The sequence below is a fragment of the Saccharothrix sp. NRRL B-16314 genome, from assembly GCF_000716595.1.
Classification (GTDB): Bacteria; Actinomycetota; Actinomycetes; order Mycobacteriales; family Pseudonocardiaceae; genus Actinosynnema.
The window spans coordinates 63,323-79,644 of the sequence record NZ_JNXC01000027.1; the positions used below are offsets into that span (position 1 = coordinate 63,323).

General features: G+C 69.9%; 16 protein-coding genes and 2 tRNA genes. 7 read left to right on the plus strand and 11 right to left on the minus strand.

What is annotated here, in order from left to right; translation table 11 throughout:
* The first annotated feature begins 78 nt into the window (after window positions 1-78).
* Both OQ02_RS30290 and OQ02_RS30295 read left to right on the plus strand, forming a co-directional pair.
* Window positions 79-1,326, plus strand: coding sequence for a sensor histidine kinase (locus tag OQ02_RS30290; RefSeq protein WP_033442087.1), 1,248 nt, complete (start codon window positions 79-81; stop codon window positions 1,324-1,326).
* Window positions 1,314-1,958, plus strand: a complete 645-nt coding sequence (locus OQ02_RS30295) for a response regulator transcription factor (protein WP_033442044.1) — start codon at window positions 1,314-1,316, stop codon at window positions 1,956-1,958. Before OQ02_RS30290 ends, OQ02_RS30295 begins: the two co-directional genes overlap by 13 nt.
* Here OQ02_RS30295 and OQ02_RS30300 read toward each other — a convergent pair.
* The 6 genes from OQ02_RS30300 to OQ02_RS30325 form a co-directional block, all read right to left on the minus strand.
* Window positions 1,945-2,799, minus strand: a complete 855-nt coding sequence (locus OQ02_RS30300; protein ID WP_033442045.1) for an amidohydrolase family protein — start codon at window positions 2,797-2,799, stop codon at window positions 1,945-1,947. The two genes, OQ02_RS30295 and OQ02_RS30300, sit on opposite strands and share 14 nt — an antisense overlap.
* Entirely contained in the window at window positions 2,796-3,272 is a 477-nt protein-coding gene (smpB, locus tag OQ02_RS30305; RefSeq protein ID WP_033442046.1) for an SsrA-binding protein SmpB, read from the minus strand. Before smpB ends, OQ02_RS30300 begins: the two co-directional genes overlap by 4 nt.
* Before the next feature lie 43 nt (window positions 3,273-3,315).
* Window positions 3,316-4,218, minus strand: coding sequence for a permease-like cell division protein FtsX (gene ftsX, locus OQ02_RS30310; protein WP_033442047.1), 903 nt, complete (start codon window positions 4,216-4,218; stop codon window positions 3,316-3,318).
* Window positions 4,219-4,271: 53 nt separating this feature from the next.
* Window positions 4,272-4,961 (minus strand): cell division ATP-binding protein FtsE, encoded by a 690-nt coding sequence (gene ftsE / locus OQ02_RS30315; protein ID WP_033442048.1) that lies wholly within the window; start codon window positions 4,959-4,961, stop codon window positions 4,272-4,274.
* Window positions 4,962-5,053: 92 nt separating this feature from the next.
* Window positions 5,054-6,154: a peptide chain release factor 2 gene (prfB, locus tag OQ02_RS30320; protein WP_033442049.1), complete on the minus strand. Its 1,101-nt coding sequence runs from the start codon at window positions 6,152-6,154 to the stop codon at window positions 5,054-5,056.
* 51 nt (window positions 6,155-6,205) lie between these two features.
* Complete coding sequence (locus OQ02_RS30325) at window positions 6,206-6,706, minus strand: PadR family transcriptional regulator (protein WP_033442050.1); 501 nt, start codon at window positions 6,704-6,706, stop codon at window positions 6,206-6,208.
* 391 nt (window positions 6,707-7,097) lie between these two features.
* Between OQ02_RS30325 and OQ02_RS30330 the strand changes: the two genes are divergently transcribed.
* The gene (locus OQ02_RS30330; RefSeq protein WP_033442051.1) at window positions 7,098-7,295 is read left to right on the plus strand and encodes a hypothetical protein; all 198 of its coding nucleotides are present in this window, start codon (window positions 7,098-7,100) and stop codon (window positions 7,293-7,295) included.
* Between the two features lie 53 nt (window positions 7,296-7,348).
* Here OQ02_RS30330 and OQ02_RS30335 read toward each other — a convergent pair.
* From OQ02_RS30335 to OQ02_RS30345, 3 genes are all read right to left on the minus strand, one after another.
* A tRNA-Met gene (locus tag OQ02_RS30335) sits at window positions 7,349-7,422 on the minus strand.
* A gap of 138 nt (window positions 7,423-7,560) precedes the next feature.
* Window positions 7,561-7,634, minus strand: a tRNA-Met gene (locus OQ02_RS30340).
* 94 nt (window positions 7,635-7,728) lie between these two features.
* Entirely contained in the window at window positions 7,729-10,710 is a 2,982-nt protein-coding gene (locus OQ02_RS30345; RefSeq protein WP_063747183.1) for a UPF0182 family protein, read from the minus strand.
* 141 nt (window positions 10,711-10,851) lie between these two features.
* Between OQ02_RS30345 and OQ02_RS30350 the strand changes: the two genes are divergently transcribed.
* A complete protein-coding gene (locus OQ02_RS30350) occupies window positions 10,852-11,394 on the plus strand; it encodes a PPA1309 family protein (protein ID WP_051772974.1) in 543 nt (180 codons plus the stop codon).
* Window positions 11,395-11,407: 13 nt separating this feature from the next.
* Here OQ02_RS30350 and OQ02_RS30355 read toward each other — a convergent pair whose 3' ends face one another.
* Complete coding sequence (locus tag OQ02_RS30355; protein ID WP_063747184.1) at window positions 11,408-12,493, minus strand: YlbL family protein; 1,086 nt, start codon at window positions 12,491-12,493, stop codon at window positions 11,408-11,410.
* A 109-nt stretch (window positions 12,494-12,602) separates the two neighbouring features.
* Between OQ02_RS30355 and OQ02_RS30360 the strand changes: the two genes are divergently transcribed.
* Window positions 12,603-13,994: a zinc-dependent metalloprotease gene (locus OQ02_RS30360; RefSeq protein ID WP_051772975.1), complete on the plus strand. Its 1,392-nt coding sequence runs from the start codon at window positions 12,603-12,605 to the stop codon at window positions 13,992-13,994.
* Between the two features lie 219 nt (window positions 13,995-14,213).
* Here the strand turns inward: OQ02_RS30360 and OQ02_RS30365 are convergent, their stop codons facing one another.
* On the minus strand, window positions 14,214-14,741 hold the full coding sequence (locus tag OQ02_RS30365) for a M48 metallopeptidase family protein (RefSeq protein WP_033442091.1): 528 nt from the start codon (window positions 14,739-14,741) through the stop codon (window positions 14,214-14,216).
* 204 nt (window positions 14,742-14,945) lie between these two features.
* Between OQ02_RS30365 and OQ02_RS45130 the strand changes: the two genes are divergently transcribed.
* Both OQ02_RS45130 and OQ02_RS30370 read left to right on the plus strand, forming a co-directional pair.
* Window positions 14,946-15,101, plus strand: a complete 156-nt coding sequence (locus OQ02_RS45130; RefSeq protein ID WP_197043564.1) for a DUF5679 domain-containing protein — start codon at window positions 14,946-14,948, stop codon at window positions 15,099-15,101.
* 127 nt (window positions 15,102-15,228) lie between these two features.
* The gene (locus OQ02_RS30370; RefSeq protein WP_033442053.1) at window positions 15,229-16,239 is read left to right on the plus strand and encodes a TOMM precursor leader peptide-binding protein; all 1,011 of its coding nucleotides are present in this window, start codon (window positions 15,229-15,231) and stop codon (window positions 16,237-16,239) included.
* Window positions 16,240-16,322 lie beyond the last annotated feature (83 nt).

The window sequence follows — 16,322 nt, forward strand, 5'->3', positions numbered from 1 at the left end:
CTGACCGGCGTACCTGATGGTTCCCGGCCACCCGGACGGGCGATGCTGGGCCGGTACATCAGCCTGAAGGTGGGGAACATGACGACGCGGGTCAACCCGGACATCGCCCGGATCAGCGGGTACTTCCTGCTCAACCTGGTCACCGGGATCTTCTGGTTCGTCCTGCTGGTGACCCTGGGCGCAGTCAGCCTCGGCACCGCGGTGATCTGGGTCGGCTTGCCGCTCGGCGTGCTGACCATGGTCCTGGCACGTGGCGCGGCGAGCGCCGAACGGGCGTGGCTCGGCGCCGCGCTGAAGGTCGACATCCCGTCGCCCTACCGGCCGCTGCCGACCGGCCTCGCCACCCGCGCGAAGGCGCTGGCGACGGACCCGGCGACGTGGCGCGACCTGTCCTACTGGCTGCTGATGCTGCCGCTGGGCGCGATCGAGTTCTCGCTCACGGTGGCGCTGTGGTCGGCCGTCCTCGGCACCGTGTTCCTGCCGTTCTACCTGCACACGCTGCCCGCCACGTGGCAGGTGGACTTCGGCGGCGGCAACGTGTGGCTGATCGACTCGTTCGCCAAGGCCCTCCCGGTGAGCGTGCTGGGCCTGCTGCTCGGCGTCATCGCCTACCGCCTGCTCAAGGGCCTGGCCAGGGGTCACGCGGCGTTCGCGCGGGCCATGCTCGGCCCGTCGCGCAACAGCGTGCTGTCCGCCGAGGCGGAGCGGCTGAGCGCCAGCCGGGCCCGGGGCGTGGAGGCGGCCGAGGCGGAGCGCCGGCGCATCGAGCGCGACCTGCACGACGGCGCGCAGCAGCGCCTGGTGTCGGTGGCCATGGGTCTCGGCCGGGCGCGCAGCAAGATGGAGTCCGACCCGACCGCCGCCCGTGACCTGATCGAAGAGGCGCACGCGGACGCCAAGCTGGCCATCTCCGAACTGCGCGACCTCGCCCGCGGCATCTACCCGTCGGTGCTGGGCGACCGCGGCCTCGACCCGGCCCTGTCGTCGCTGGCCGCGCGGTGCCCGATCCCGGTGACCGTGGACGTGGACGTCGAGCCGCGCCCGCCGACAGCCGTGGAGAGCGCCGCGTACTTCACCGTCGCCGAGACGCTGACCAACATCGCCAAGCACGCCGGCGCGACCGAGGCGCACGTCAAGGTGACCCGCACGGAGAACTCCGTGGTCGTGGAGGTCACGGACAACGGCCGCGGCGGTGCGGAGGTGCGTCCGGGAGGTGGCCTCGCGGGCCTCGCGGACCGGGCTGCGACGATTGACGGCGTGGTCGTCGTGGTGAGCCCCCTCGGTGGGCCGACAGTGATCCGGACGGAGCTGCCGTGCGCGTGGTGATCGCCGAGGACTCGGTCCTCCTGCGGGTGGGCGTGCAGCGCCTGCTGGCCGACGAGGGGATCGAGACGGTCGCGGCGGTGGAGGACGGTGACGCCCTCCTCGCCGCGATCGGCGAGCACCGGCCGGACCTCGCCCTGGTGGACGTGCGGATGCCGCCCACGTTCACCGACGAGGGCCTGCGCGCCGCGATCGAGGCCCGCAAGCGCATCCCGGGTCTGCCGGTGCTGGTGCTCTCGCAGTACGTGGAGGAGCGCTACGCGGTGGAGCTGCTGGCGGGCGGTGCGAACGGCGTCGGCTACCTGCTCAAGGAGCGGGTGGCCGACGTGTCGGAGTTCGTCGCCGCGGTGCGCCGGGTCGCCGACGGCGGCACGAGCATCGACCACGAGGTCATCACCCAGCTCATGGCCCGGTCACGCCGCAACCCGGTCGACTCGCTCACCCAGCGTGAGCGGGAGGTCCTGGGCCTGATGGCGCAAGGCCTCTCGAACGGCGCAATCGCCGCGTCCCTCGTCGTGTCGGACGGCGCGGTGGAGAAGCACGTCGGCAACATCTTCGCCAAGCTCGGCCTCGAACCCAGCACGTCCGAGCACCGCCGCGTCCGGGCCGTGCTCGCCTACCTCAACCTGGGCTGATGCCCAGCAGCCTGGCGCCGTTGTCGTGCAGCACGGCCCGCAGGAACGGCTCGCCCAGCCGGTCGTCGGCGGCGGCCCAGCCCTCGATCGCGTCCAGCTGCACGGAGTAGTCGTACGGGATGTTCGGGAAGTCCGAGCCCAAGATCACCCGATCGCCGACGTCGACGAGCCGCGCCGCCCAGTCCCGCGGCAGGGCCGCCCGCGCCTCCGTGAACGGCACGCCGACCATCGTGGTGTCCAGGTGTACCCCGTCGTACCGGCCGACCAGGTCCAGCGCGCCCACGTAGTCCGGCATCCCGGCGTGCGCCAGCACCGCCACCAACGACGGGTGCCGCCGCAGCACGTCCTCGAACACGTCCAGGCCCGTGTGCGCCCCGGGGACCGGCCCGTGCCCGCAGTGCACGACCACCGGCACCTGCGCGTCGGCCAGCAGGCCCCACGCGCCGTCGAGGGAACGCGGGTCGTAGCCGCCGACCTGCACGTGCGCCTTGAAGCACCGCGCACCGGCCGCGAGAGCCCGCGACACGTACGCCTCGACGCCCGGCTCCGGGTACAGCGTGGCCGTCGGCACGGCGCCGTCCACGCGTGCGCCGAAGTCCAGCGCCCAGTCCGTCAGCCACTCGCCCATGCCCGGCTTGTGCGGGTACACGAGGGGCGCGAACCCGACCACCCCGAACGACCGCAGCGCCGCCAGCCGGTCCGCTTCGGGCAGCCGGTACCGGATCGCCCAGTCGACGCCGTAGTGCCGCGAAGCCTGGTCGAAGTACGCCCACACCTTGTCCAGCACGCGCTGGGGCATGAAGTGCACGTGCACGTCGACCAGGCCCGGTACGCCGTTCAGTAGCGGCCCTTCAACGCCCGGCCGTGCGCCTTCTGGATCTCCCGATCCGCGTCGCGCTTGGCCAGGTCCTGCCGCTTGTCGTACGACTTCTTGCCGCGCGCCAGCGCCAGCTCGACCTTGACGTAGCCGTCCTTGAAGTACATCGACAGCGGGATCAGCGACAGACCGCTCTCCTTGGTCTTGCCGATCAGCCGCTCGATCTCGCCGCGGTGCAGCAGCAGCTTCCGCTTGCGCCGCACCTCGTGGTTGGTCCAGGTGCCCGCCACGTACTCCGGGATGTGCAGCGCGTGCAGCCAGATCTCGTTGTTGTCCACCTGGGCGAAGGCGTCCACAAGGGACGCCCGGCCCATGCGCAGGCTCTTCACCTCGGTGCCGACGAGCACGACACCCGCTTCGAAGGTGTCGAGGATGGTGTAGTCGTGCCGAGCCTTGCGGTTCGACGCGATCACCTTCTGACCGCGTTCCTTGACCATGACCGAAACCTTACGTGAGCCGGCCAGCGGTTATCGGCCGCAACTACAGGCGGACGTAGAGCCGCAGGGTGACGTAGCCCGTCAACGCGGAGATCAGGATCGAGACGCCGAGCAGTATCGGTGAGATGAACAAGATCTCGATCATGCTCACCTCCGGGATGATGTTGGACGCGAACAGGTCGCCCAGCACCCGGTTGAGCAGGAAGACCTTGGTCACCACGAGCAGCCCGATCGACAGGACCGCGCCGATGATGCCCGCGACCACCGCCTCGATGAGGAACGGCAGCTGCGTGTACCAGCGGGTCGCGCCCACCAGCCGCATGATGCCGACCTCCGTGCGCCTGGTGAACGCCGACACCTGGATGGTGTTAGAGATCAACATCAGGGCCGCGAACGCCTGGAGCAGCGCCAGCGCCAACGCCGCGTCACGCACGCCGTTGAGGAAGCCGAACAGCCGGTCCAGGTCCTCGCGCTGGTCGTCGACCTTCTTCACGCCGGCCTTGTCGCTGAACGCCTGCACGATCACGTCGGACCGCTCGGCGTCGACCAGCTTCACCCGGAACATGGCCGGGATGGCCTCCGGGCGGGCCAGCTTGGCCAGCTCCGGCTGCGACTCGAAGACCTTCTTGAACCGCTCGTAGCCCTTGTCGCGGTTGTCGTAGACGACCGACTCGACGCCGGAGGTCGACTCCAGCTGCGTGCGCAGGCCGGCGCAAGGCTGCTGCGTGCAGTCCTTGTCGTTGGCGCTGATGTCGTTGGTGAGGTGGACCGCCACCTCGAGCTTGCCGAGGTAGTCGTCCTGCATCTTGCCCACCATGTTGACGACCAGGAGGCCGACACCGAGCAGGAAGAGGGAGATAGCGGTCGTGAGGATCATCGCGATGGTCATCGTGACGTTCCGGCGCAGGCCGGTGACGACCTCGCTGAACACGAAGCTGGTACGCATCGGGGGGAACGTTCCTCAGAGTCGGGGGATGAGGGGGTCCGTCGGCCTCGGGCTCAGCGGCCCACGCCGTAAACACCCCGCGCGTCGTCGCGGATGATCCGGCCGTTGTCCAGCTCGACCACGCGACGGCGCATGGAGTCGACGATGGAGTGGTCGTGGGTGGCCATCAGCACCGTCGTGCCGGTGCGGTTGATCCGCTCCAGCAGCAACATGATGTCCTGGCTCGTGTCGGGATCCAGGTTTCCGGTCGGCTCGTCGGCGAGCAGCACCAGCGGCCGGTTGACGAACGCGCGGGCGATCGCCACCCGCTGCTGCTCACCACCGGACAGCTCGTGCGGCATCCGGTCCGCCTTGCCGTCGAGGCCCACCAGCTGGAGCACCTCGGGCACCACCTTGACGATGGTGTTGCGCGGCTTGCCGATGACCTCCAACGCGAACGCGACGTTCTCCGCCACGGTCTTGTTGGCCAGCAGTCGGAAGTCCTGGAACACGCAGCCGATGGACTGGCGCAGGCGGGGGACCCTGCGCCGGGACATCTTGGCCACGTCGAAGTTCGACACGTACACGCGGCCCTTGCTGGGCACTTCCTCCCGCAGCAGGAGCCGCAGGAATGTGGACTTCCCGGAACCGGAAGGTCCGATGAGGAACACGAACTCACCCTTGCCCATCTCGACGGAGACGTTGTCGAGAGCGGGGCGGGCGGAGCTCTTGTAGACCTTGGACACGTGTTCGAGGCGAATCACGAGGGGCGAGTGTACTCGTGGCCTGGGTAAAGCCTCCGTCTCGCCCTTCTTCTCGGGGCCGGACGGCGGCTTGACCGATCAGGAACCGCCGGTCAGGCCTGCCGCTGCTTGCGCCAGCGGATGCCCGCTTCCAGGAAGTCGTCGATCTCGCCGTCGAGCACGGCCGACGGGTTGCCGACCTCGTGCTCCGTGCGCAGGTCCTTGACCATCTGGTACGGGTGCAGCACGTAGGACCGCATCTGGTTGCCCCAGCTGGACCCGGTGTCCTTGAGGGCGTCCATCCGGGCCTGCTCCTCCTGGCGCTGCCGCTCCAGCAGCTTCGCCTGGAGCACGGCCATCGCGGTGGCCTTGTTCTGGAGCTGCGAGCGCTCGTTCTGGCAGGAGACGACGATGCCGGTCGGGATGTGCGTGAGGCGCACCGCCGAGTCGGTCGTGTTGACGCCCTGGCCGCCGGGGCCGGACGAGCGGTAGACGTCGACCCGCAGTTCCTTCTCGTCGATGTCGACGTGGTCGGTCGTCTCGACCACGGGCACGACCTCGACGCCCGCGAACGACGTCTGCCGGCGGCCCTGGTTGTCGAACGGCGAGATGCGCACGAGGCGGTGCGTGCCCTGCTCGACGCTGAGCGTGCCGTAGGCGTACGGGGCGGTGATGCGGAACGTCGCGGACTTGATGCCCGCCTCTTCGGCGTAGGACGTGTCGAACACGTCGACGCCGTAGCCGTGGCGCTCGGCCCAGCGCGAGTACATCCGGAGCAGCATCTCGGCGAAGTCCGCCGCGTCGATGCCACCGGCCTCGGCGCGGATGGTGACCAGGGCGTTGCGCTCGTCGTACTCGCCGGACAGCAGCGTGCGGACCTCCAGGGAGGAGATCTCGTCACGCAGCTTCGCGCGGTCGGTGTCCGCCTCGGCGAGGCTGCCCGCGTCACCCTCGTCCTCGGCCAGCTCGTACATGATCGCCAGGTCTTCGAGCCGCTCCCGCAGCGTGGTGACGCGCCGCAGCTCGCCCTGCTTGTGCGAGAGCTGGCTGGTGACCTTCTGCGCCTGCTCCTGGTCGTCCCACAGGTCGGGTCGGGCAGCCGTCTCTTCCAGATCGGCGACCTGAGCGCGCAGCGAATCGAGGTCCATCACCGCCTCGATGCTCGAAAGCGTCGCGGAGAGGTCCTTGATGTCTGCTTCGACGTCGGGGTTCACGTTCGAAGATTACGCCGGCACCGGTCGCTGAGCGCGACCGGTGGGCGCGCTTCAGGCCGTGGGGATGGCGTCGAGCAGTTTCAGCACGGCCTTGGCGTGGGCCAGGCCGAATTCGGCGACCGCTTTGGCGTAGGCGTCCTCGGCGGTCTTGACCGCCGTCTTCGCCGCCTCCTGTTCGGCGCCGTAGCCGGCGCGGGCGGAGTCCACGAGCCCTTGCCGCTGTTTGGCGGTCAGGGAACCCGCGTGCACCAGCCGCAGGATCAGCGGGCTGCGCAGGTGGTCCGGTCCCGGCTCGGAGAGCAGCCAGTTCTTGAACGCCTTCTTGCCCGCCGCTGTGAGCACGTACTGCTGGCTGGAGCGCGGGCCCTGCTTGCCGAGTCGCAGCAGGCCTGCTTCCGCCAACGCGGGCAGCTCGCGGTAGACCTGGCTGCGGGTGACGCTGAAGAACGCGCCGAAGCGCTCTCCGGCCTCAGCCACGAGCTGGCCACCGGTCTTGGGTCCGTCGTGCAGCAGCCCGAGCAGGGCAGCTGCCGTCGCATTCAGGTCCGACACACCACCAACCGTGCCACGCTCACCGGTCGCTGTCCACAATGGTCAGCCGTTCTGTCCACTGTGGCTGATCACGGGCTAGCGGAGTTGGGCCATGCGGAGCAACGAGAAACATCGCTGCGTAACCACCCGCTGATCAACACCACGCGTTCGGCCCCTTGACCGCGACTGTCCACGCCGGGTGGAAATTCATTGACCCACAACGGAAACCGCATTTTTGCGTTCACTCGAACGGCAGCGCGCGTCACGCGGAGCGTCCGGCGCGCCCCAACGGGGCCGTCGACCGATAGCACAACCCGGTGATGTCGCGGCCACACCCTGGCAAACACGTCGGGTGGTGGGACCATTACGGCGGGTTGTCGTTCGACTGGCTTGTTCGACTGGGAGGTCGACTGTGGGCATCAAATGGACGACGGGGACGAAGGCGGTCCGCAACGCCCGCGCGTGGGCGTCCGGCACGATCCCCGACCAGGCGGGCAAGGACGAGTGCATGGTGTGCGGCAAGCAGATCCGCCGGCACCGCACGGTCAGCGGCGAGGGTCGGGTGTGCTCGCTCACCTGCGCCCAGTACTGGGCCGAGAACATGACCTGAGGCGCGGACGCGGAAAAGGCCCTCGGATCGGAATCCGGGGGCCTTTCACGTAGTAGCGGGGACAGGATTTGAACCTGCGACCTCTGGGTTATGAGCCCAGCGAGCTACCGAGCTGCTCCACCCCGCGCTGTAAGGACAACTATACACGACCTGAAAACCCCTTTTCACCGGGGTCCACTAACCGCATCGCCGCACGTGGGACCGTGTGCGACAGACATAAGCGAAAGGCCCGTCCGGCATCTCGCCGAACGGGCCTTTCACGTAGTAGCGGGGACAGGATTTGAACCTGCGACCTCTGGGTTATGAGCCCAGCGAGCTACCGAGCTGCTCCACCCCGCGCTGTAATTGGAACTGTACGCCGGGCGTCGACCAGATAGCAAATCGGGTGGCCCGGAACGTGTCCCAGGCCACCCGATCGCATTGTCGACGCAGGTCAGCCGGTCGGTGTCGGCGACGGCTGGACCGACGACGGCGACTGCGTGGACGCCGCGCTCGCCGTGTCGAACCGCTTGGTCGCCTCGTCCAGCGCCTTGTACGCGCTGCCGAGCTCCGCGAAGTCACCGCTGGCCTGCGCGGCCTTCACCCGCGACAGGGCCGTCTGGATGTCCTTCACGGCCTGCTGGAGCTCCGTGCCCTGCTGCCCGTCGGCCGGCGGGGTCGTCGGCGTGGCGGACGGCGTGGACGTCGGCGGCTGCCCGTTGTTGTCCTCGCCGGGCACCTGCGCCGCCGCGCCGGTGAGCACCTCCTCCAGCGCCTGGCTCAGCGTGGGCGCGTAGCCCACCTTGTCGCCGAAGCTGACCAGCACCTTGAACAGCTGCGGGAACTGGGTGTTCTGACTGGCCCGCTCGATGTAGATCGGCTCCACGTAGAGCAGGCCGCCGCCCACCGGCAACGTCAGCAGGTTGCCGTAGACGACCTTCGTCTGGCGCTGGGTGAGCAGGTTCAGCTCACCGCTGACCTCGCCGTTGGTGAGGAAGGTGGTCTGGATCTGCTGCGGACCCTTGGCCTCGTTGTTCAACGTCAGCACGCTGATCTTGCCGTAGTTGTCCGGGTCGGAGCCGACCGTCACGTACGACGCCATGAACTCCCGGTTCAACCGCACCAGCGCGCTGGTCAGCTGGAAGCTCACCTTGTCCGCGTCGGCCGGATCACCCGCCAGCACGTAGAACGGCGGCTGCCGGTCGCGCTGCTGCTGCACGCCCTGCTGCTGGGCCTCGATGGTGGTGGCGTTGTCGATGGTCGGGTCGGACGGCACGTCCCAGAACGAGACGCCGGAGTAGAAGTCGCGCGGGTTGTCCACGTGGTACTCCGACAGCATCTCGCGCTGGACCTTGAACAGGTCCTCCGGGTAGCGCAGGTGCTCCTTCAGCGACTGCGACATCTCGCTGTTCGCCTTCACCGTGCCGGGGAAGACGCCCATCCACGCCTTCAGCACCGGGTCCTGCTTGTCCATCTCGTACAGCGTCACCGAACCGTCGTAGGCGTCCACAGTGGCCTTGACGGAGTTCCGGATGTAGCTGATCTCCCGGTCCGGCTGCTGCGCGACACCCGGCAGCGAATCGTTCGTGGCCTCGCCCAGCGCCGTGCGGCGCGCGTACGGGTAGTTGTCGAGCGTGGTGTAGCCGTCGACGATCCACGTGATGCGGCCGTCCACCACGGCGGGGTACGGGTCGCCGTCCACGGTCAGCCACGGCGCCACGGCCTCCACGCGGTCACGCGGGTTCCGGTTGAAGATGATCCGCGAGTCGTCGCCGATGGCCGAGTTGAACAGGATGTTCCGCTCGCCGTACGCGGCGGCGAAGACGAGCTTGTTGAACAGCCCGCCGATGCGCACGCCGCCCTTGCCGTCGTAGGTGTACGACGAGCCGTCGGTGTCGTACTCGCCCGGCGCGCCCTCACCCCGGCCGCCGACGATGGCGTAGTCGCCCGCACTGCCCATCTCGCCGTAGTACGTCCGCGGCTGCTGCACGCCGAACGGGCCGGGCTTGACCTCGCCGTTCTGGCCCACCTCGGCCACCTCGAACACGGGGTAGCCGCCGTTGCCACCCTCGTCCGCGGGCGAGTTCACCTTGCTGGCCTCGGCGAACACCATGCCGTTGCCGTGCGTGTAGATGAGGTGCTGGTTGATCCAGTCGCGCTGACCCGACGGGATGCCCGCGGTGTGCAGCTCGCGGACGGCGACGATGTAGTCCTGGAGCTGCTGGTCCACCTTGTACCGGTCGACGTCGAGCTTCTCCGGGAACGCGTAGAACGGCCGCAGCTGCTGGAACTGGGTGAACGTCTTCGAGATGACGGCCGGGTCGAGCAGCCGGACGTTGCCCAGCGTCGCCTGGTCGCTCTTCAGCTCGTCCAGCGAGACGTTCTGCTTGCCCGCGTACGGCTTGCTCTCGACCTTGTCCTCGGTCAACCCGAACGCCTGCCGGGTCGCGGCGATGTTCCGGTTGATCGGTTCGGCTTCCTTCTCGATGGCGTTGGGCTTCACCGAGAACTGCTCCAGCACCGCGGGCCACGCCGCGCCGACCAGGATGCTGGACAGCACCAGCAGCACGGTCGCGATCGCGGGCAGCTGGAGGTTGCGCAGCACCGCGCCCGCGAAGAACGCGATGGCGCAGAAGACCGCGATGAACAGCAGGATCAGCTTGGCGGGCAGCACCGCGTTGAGGTCGGTGTAGCTCGCGCCGTCGAACTTGTCGTTGCGCTCGGAGAACAGCAGCGTGTACCGGTCGAGGAAGTACGCCACCGCCTTGAGCAGGATGAACGTGCCGGCCACGATCGCCAGGTGGGTGCGCGAGGGCCCGGACAGCTGCCCGCCGCGGCCGGCCAGGCGGATGCCGCCGAACAGGTAGTGCGACACCACCGCGCCGACGAACGCGACCGCCGTGGCGATGAACAGCCACGACATGACCCACGTGTAGAACGGCAGCTGGAAGGCGTAGAAGCCGATGTCGTGGCCGAACTCGGGGTCGTTCACGCCGAACTGGGTGGCGTTGAGGAACAGCTGCAGCAGCTGCCACTCGGTCTGCGCCGAGGTGCCCGCGATCAGGCCGACGAGCACCGGCAGGCCGATCGCGAACAGCTTCATCCGCTTGCTGACGACCGCGCGGTAGCGGGCCACCGGGTCGTCAGGCCCGGACACCGGCACGAAGACCGGCCGGGTGCGGTAGGCGATGATCAGGTTGATCGCGAGGAGGCCGCCCACCAGCAGGCCCACGGCGAAGAACAACCCGAAGCGGGTGCCCAACACCGTGGCGTAGACGCTGCGGAAGCCGACCTCACCGAACCAGAGCCAGTTGACGTAGGTGCCGAGCAGCCTTGAGCCGGTGATCAGACCGACCAGGACCACCGCACCGACGATGAGCAGAATCCGGCTGCGACGGGACAGCCTGGGCAGTCCGACCGGGGGCCGTGTGGCCACGGGGCACGCTCCTGGATCGCGGTAGTGGCGTTCGTACGTTCTGTCCAACTCTACGGAGGCCGCTGAGGGTTCCCCGTCGGGTCTTCGGTTCGCTCCGATTGCCCGGATCTGATTGCCCGGTCCGCGGGCGGTGATGCGACGATGGCGCACGTGTCAGCCAGTGAAACGCCGCCCGTGGTGCTGCCCGCTGTCGCCCGCGAGGTCGAGGAGTTCGTGTCCACCGCCGGGTGGAACCAGCCGATGCAGCTGTTCGCGCTGGTCCCGACCTCGGAGCTGCTGGAGCGGCAGCCGGAGCTCGCGGGCCAGCTCGATCCCGACGCGTCACCGCTGACGCCGATCGCCCAGGACTCGCTGCCGGACTCCGAGCTGGACCGGGCGCTGGCCGGGATCGTGTGGCCCGACCTGGTGCACGGGTGCGCGCTGGCGCAGGAGATCGTCGTGCTGCCGCCGGACGCGGAGGCCCAGCTGACCGCGGAGGAGCTGGACGACGAGGAGGCCCGGCGGTTCGCCGCCGAGCACCCCCAGCGCCGCGAGGCCAGGCTGGTCGCGGCCGTGCTGCGGGACGGCTCGGCGGCGTGCGTCCTGCGGCTCCGGGGCAGCGTCGAGGTGCCCGAGGAAGTCGTGGAGCACCCGGAACTCGCCCCGAACCTCACCCACGCCCTGCTCGAGACCCTGCGCGCCTAGCAGCTGGGGGCTCTTAGCAGCTGGGGGCTTCGCCGCCCTTGCTCAGCGATTCCAGGGACCTCACCGCGTCGTCCAGCTTCTCGACCTTGACCAGGCGCATGCCCTCCAGGGCGTGCTGCTTGGCCTCGTCGCAGTTGCCCGCCGGCACGAGGAACACGGTGGCGCCGTCCTCTCGGGCGGCGACCATCTTGAACCCGATGCCGCCGATGCGGCCGACCTCGCCCTTGTCGTTGATCTCGCCGGTGCCCGCGACGGACTGGCCGCCGTTGAGCTCGCCCGGGGTCAGCTTGTCGACGATCGACAACGCGAACAGCAGACCCGCGGACGGGCCGCCGACGTCGCTCAGGCTGATCTTGATCTCGAACGGCACGTCCGCGCGCTCCAGCGGCAGCACGCCGAGGAAACCGGCCTCGCGGCCCTCGGTCCGGCCGAGCGTGACGGTCGCGGTCTTGCGCTCGGAGCCGCGCTCGAACGTCAACGTGATCTTGTCGCCCGGCTTGGTGGCCTCCAGCGACGAGCGCACGTCGTCGGCGCTCGCGACCTGCTTGCCGTTGACCTCGAGCAGCCGGTCGTTCGGCTCGAGCACGTCGGCCGCGGCGGTGTCGTTGGTGATCTCGGCGGCGACGACCTTCATCGGGTAGTCGAGGTAGCGCAGCGCGGCGACCTCGGCGCTGGTCTGCGAGTCCTGGAACGCCTTCACGTTCTGGTCGCGGACCTGCTGCTCGGACTCGCCGGGCCGGAAGAACTCCTCGCGCGGCGCCAGCGCGTACCGGCCGCTGACCCACAGGCCGAGCGCGCCGAACAGCGACACGTCGTCGGTGAGCGACACGGTCGTCATGGTGAGCCGACCGCCCGTCGGGAACGTCTCCTGCCCGTCGACCGTCACCACGTCGCCGCCGTTGACCTGGCCCAGGGTGTCGTAGGTCGGGCCGGGACCGAGTGCCACGTAGGGCACCCGGGCGAACCCGCCGAGGAGACCGAGCGCCAGTACGACCAGGAGGCTGACCACGAGGGTCCACGTCCGCCGGGTCAGGCCGCGCCGGGGCGCGTGCGGTGGTGTTGGTGCCTGGTCCACGACGGTGTCGGTGCCTTCGGTCACGCCCGACAGGGTACGACCCCGGCGTTCCGCTACCGGCGAACCGGTCCCGCACGCCTGCGATCGGATTGTCGGCTCCGCCTCCCGCCGGCGTCCCGCGTACCTTGGAGGCATGAGTGACCTGCCCTTCGGGTTCGGCCCGCAGGACCCCGACGACCGCAACCGCAAACCAGGGGAGCAAGGGGACAACCCCTTCGACTTCAACCAGCTCGGCGCGATGCTGAGCCAGCTCGGTGCGATGTTCAGCAATGCGGGCACGTCGTCCGGGCCGGTCAACTACGACCTCGCGAAGCAGATCGCGCTCCAGCAGCTCGCCGGCAAGGGCGGCCCGACCACCGGGTTCGGCCCGGACCAGAACAGCGCGGTGGTCGACGCCGTGCACCTGGCGGACATGTGGCTCGACCCGGTGACGGCGCTGCCCGCAGGTGCGCGCACGGCTCAGGGCTGGAGCGCGCGCGACTGGGTGGAGCGCACGTTGCCGACGTGGCAGCGGCTGTGCGACCCGGTGGCGCAGCGCGTGTCCGGCGCGTGGGTCGAGGCGATGCCGGCCGAGGCCAAGGAAGCCGCCGGTCCGCTGCTGTCGATGCTCGGGCAGATGGGCGGCATGGCGTTCGGGTCGCAGCTGGGCGGCGCGCTGGCGCAGCTCGGCGCCGAGGTGCTGACGTCGACCGACGTGGGGTTGCCGCTGGGGCCGGAGGGCACGGCGGCGCTGCTGCCCGCGAACATCGAGAAGTTCACCGAGGGCCTGGAGCGGCCGGCCAGCGAGGTGCTGGTGTTCCTGGCGGCCCGTGAGGCGGCGCACCAGCGGCTGTTCAGCCACGTGCCGTGGCTGCGCCAGCGGCTGCTGGACACGGTCGAGGAGTTCGCCCGCGGCATCACCGTCGACACGTCCGCGCTGGAGGAGCTGGCCGGTCAGATCGACCCGGCGAACCCGGCGAGCATCGAAGAGGCGATGAAGTCGGGGATGCTCGAACCCCAGACGACGCCCGAGCAGAAGGCGGCGCTGACCCGCCTGGAGACGTTGCTGGCCCTGGTCGAGGGCTGGGTGGACGTGGTGGTGAACGAGGCGGTCGGCGAGCGGCTGCCCGGTGCCGAGGCGCTGCGCGAGACGCTGCGCCGGCGGCGGGCGTCCGGTGGTCCGGCCGAGCAGACGTTCGCCACGCTGGTCGGCCTGGAACTGCGCCCGCGCCGGCACCGGTCCGCGGCGGCGCTGTGGAAGCTGCTCGGCGACCAGCACGGGATGGAGCAGCGCGACAGCGTCTGGGACCACCCGGACCTGGTGCCCACGGGTGAGGACCTGGACGACCCGATGGAGTTCGCCGAGCGGTTCGGCCAGACGCGCAAGGCGCTGGAGGACCCGATGGCGGAGCTGGAGCGCACCCTCCGCGAGAAGTCCGACGACCAGGCTGACTCGTCCGAGGCCGGCCGGTCCGACCGGTCCAGCCAGTCCGAGCCCGGCCAGTCCGACCAGCCGTCGGACGAGGACAAGGGCAAGGACGCCTGACCGCGAGCCCCACGCCCGGAACACGCGAGCCCTCCCTCGGGCACCGCGAGGTTCCGGGCCGGGCCGCGAGCCTCCCCTCTGTGCCCCGCGACTCGTCGCATCGGGCCAGGCGGTTCCACTCGGGCACCGCAAGTCGTCCCGTCGAACTCGTCCCGTCGAACCGCGCGGTTCCCGACCTGGCACCGCACGGCGTCCTCTTCGTGCGGTGCCAGTCCTCCCCTAGTCCTCCTCGGTGATGCCCAGGCCCGCCGCGGCCGAGATGCCCTCCAAGTACCCGATGGCCCGTTCCGACTTCGGGTACGCGTGCACGAGCAGCCAGAAGTCCTTGCCGTGGCCGGGCACCTCCAGGTGCGCCAGCTCGTGCACCAGCACGTAGTCGAGCACCCAGGCGGGCACGTCGCGCAGGCGTTCGCTGATCCGGATGGAGCCCTCGCTCGGCGTGCACGACGCCCACCTCGTGCGCATCGGCGGCACCCACCGCACGCTGCTGGGCTGCACGCCGTTCAGGTACCGCACCGCCAGCTCCTCGCACCTGGCCAGCAACGCCGCGTCGGAGGTGCGCGTCGGCGAACGCCTGCGGGTCTCGCTGCGCTGGAGGCGGCTCAGCATCTCCGCCACCCAGTGCTTCTCCTCGCTCTTGCTCATACGAGCCGGCAGCAGGACGACGACCGTGTCCCCCTCGCGGTACGCGCTCACCATGCGACGGCGCCGGGCGCTGCGCCGCACCTCCACCTGCGGTTCGGGCATGGCGTTCACGGTAAGGCCAGGGACCGACAATTCGCGGCGGCCAAGCGGCGGTGTGTGGAGGGACGGACCAGCAGGTTCCACCGAAAGGCGGCTGGACACGCTCGACGCGGCGTGCAGCGGACCGGCGTTTGCGGAGGTAGCGTGCAGCGCAACCCCCGAGTGTGGCGCAGATCGCGCCGGACTCTCGAAACAAGGGAGGAAGCCGTGGCCGAGACCTACAACGGCTACTGCGTCAAGTGCCGTGAGAAGCGGGACTTCACGGGCGAGGTGCACGAGAGCAACAACCGCAGGATGGCCAAGGGCAAGTGCCCGGTCTGCGGAACCACGGTGACCCGGATCCTCGGCAAGTCGAAGGTCTGACCCCCGACGGGTGGCCGGGCGGCAGGTGCCCGGCCGCCCGTCAAGGCCCTCTGCGTCTTCTGTGGACAACTCGTAAGCCTGTGGACAGGCGTTTTGCCATTTCGGCGGTGGTGGGCAAGCTGCCGGTGTGGATCTCCCCAACCGCCCCAGGGTGCTACCCGGCCTGCCGCTGCTGCGCCGCCGGGACGACGTCGTGCAGATCGGCACCGACCCGCGGCACGCCATGCTGGTCGAGGACGTGCCCGAGCCGATGTCGTCCGTCCTGCTCGGCCTCACCGGCCAGCACACCCTCTCCGACCTGCGGGAACGGCTCGACGGCCACGGTGATCAGGCGGCCGAGTTCGCCGGCGTCCTGCACGGCCTGGCCCAGGCCGGGCTGGTCGAGGAATCGGTGCCCGCCCCGCACGCCCGGCTGACCGCCGAGGTGACCGGGTGGGCGTTGCGCACCCGTCGTTCGGCGGTCCGGCTGCCCGCCGCCCGTGCCGCCAGATCGGTCGTCGTCCACGGCGAGGGGCGGCTCGCGGTCACCGTCGCGGCCCTCTTGGCGGCCTCCGGCGTGGCACACGTCCGGGTGATGGCACGGGGACGCGTCGGGCCTGAGGACACCGGATCGGGTTACGTCGAATCCGACGTCGGCCGGTTGCGCGCGGACGCCGCCCAGGACGCGGTCCGGCGGGCGTGCGGCTCCGTGCGGCCGGCGGGGCGCGGCACCGACCTGGTGGTGTTGGCCGACGCGTTGGTGCCCGCCCCGGAGTTGCTGCACGAGCTGACGTCGGACGGCACACCGCACCTGGCCGTTCGGGTCCGCGAAGGGTTGGGCGTGGTGGGTCCGCTGGTCGTGCCGGGTCGCAGCAGTTGCCTGAGGTGCGCGGACCGGCACCAGGCCGACCTGGACCCGGCGTGGCCGCTGATAGCCGCCCAGCTCGTGGACCGCCCGCAGCACGCCGACCTGGCCACCGTGACGGCCACCGCCGGTGTCGCGGTCGCGCAGGCGCTGCTGGCCCTCGACCGTTCGGAGGAGTCCTCGACCAGGCCGCCGACGTGGGACGCGACCCTGGAGGTCGACGCGTTCACCGGGTCGGTCGAACACCGGATCGCCCCCGTGCACCCGCGTTGCGAGTGCCGTTCCGCACTGTGATCCACCCTCAGGTAGGCCTGTGTAGGTTTTGTGGGGGTGGCGTGCATTACCGCGACCACGCGAACGGGCGGGGAGGAGAATCA

Excerpts from the sequence above, each read along its gene's own strand:
- OQ02_RS30290 (WP_033442087.1), top strand. The coding sequence starts at position 79 with ATGACGACGCGGGTCAACCCGGACATCGCCCGGATCAGCGGGTACTTC.
- smpB (WP_033442046.1), bottom strand. The coding sequence starts at position 3,272 with ATGGTCAAGGAACGCGGTCAGAAGGTGATCGCGTCGAACCGCAAGGCT.
- ftsX (WP_033442047.1), bottom strand. The coding sequence starts at position 4,218 with ATGCGTACCAGCTTCGTGTTCAGCGAGGTCGTCACCGGCCTGCGCCGG.
- OQ02_RS30350 (WP_051772974.1), top strand. The coding sequence starts at position 10,852 with ATGGCGCACGTGTCAGCCAGTGAAACGCCGCCCGTGGTGCTGCCCGCT.
- OQ02_RS30360 (WP_051772975.1), top strand. The coding sequence starts at position 12,603 with ATGAGTGACCTGCCCTTCGGGTTCGGCCCGCAGGACCCCGACGACCGC.
- OQ02_RS30365 (WP_033442091.1), bottom strand. The coding sequence starts at position 14,741 with ATGCCCGAACCGCAGGTGGAGGTGCGGCGCAGCGCCCGGCGCCGTCGC.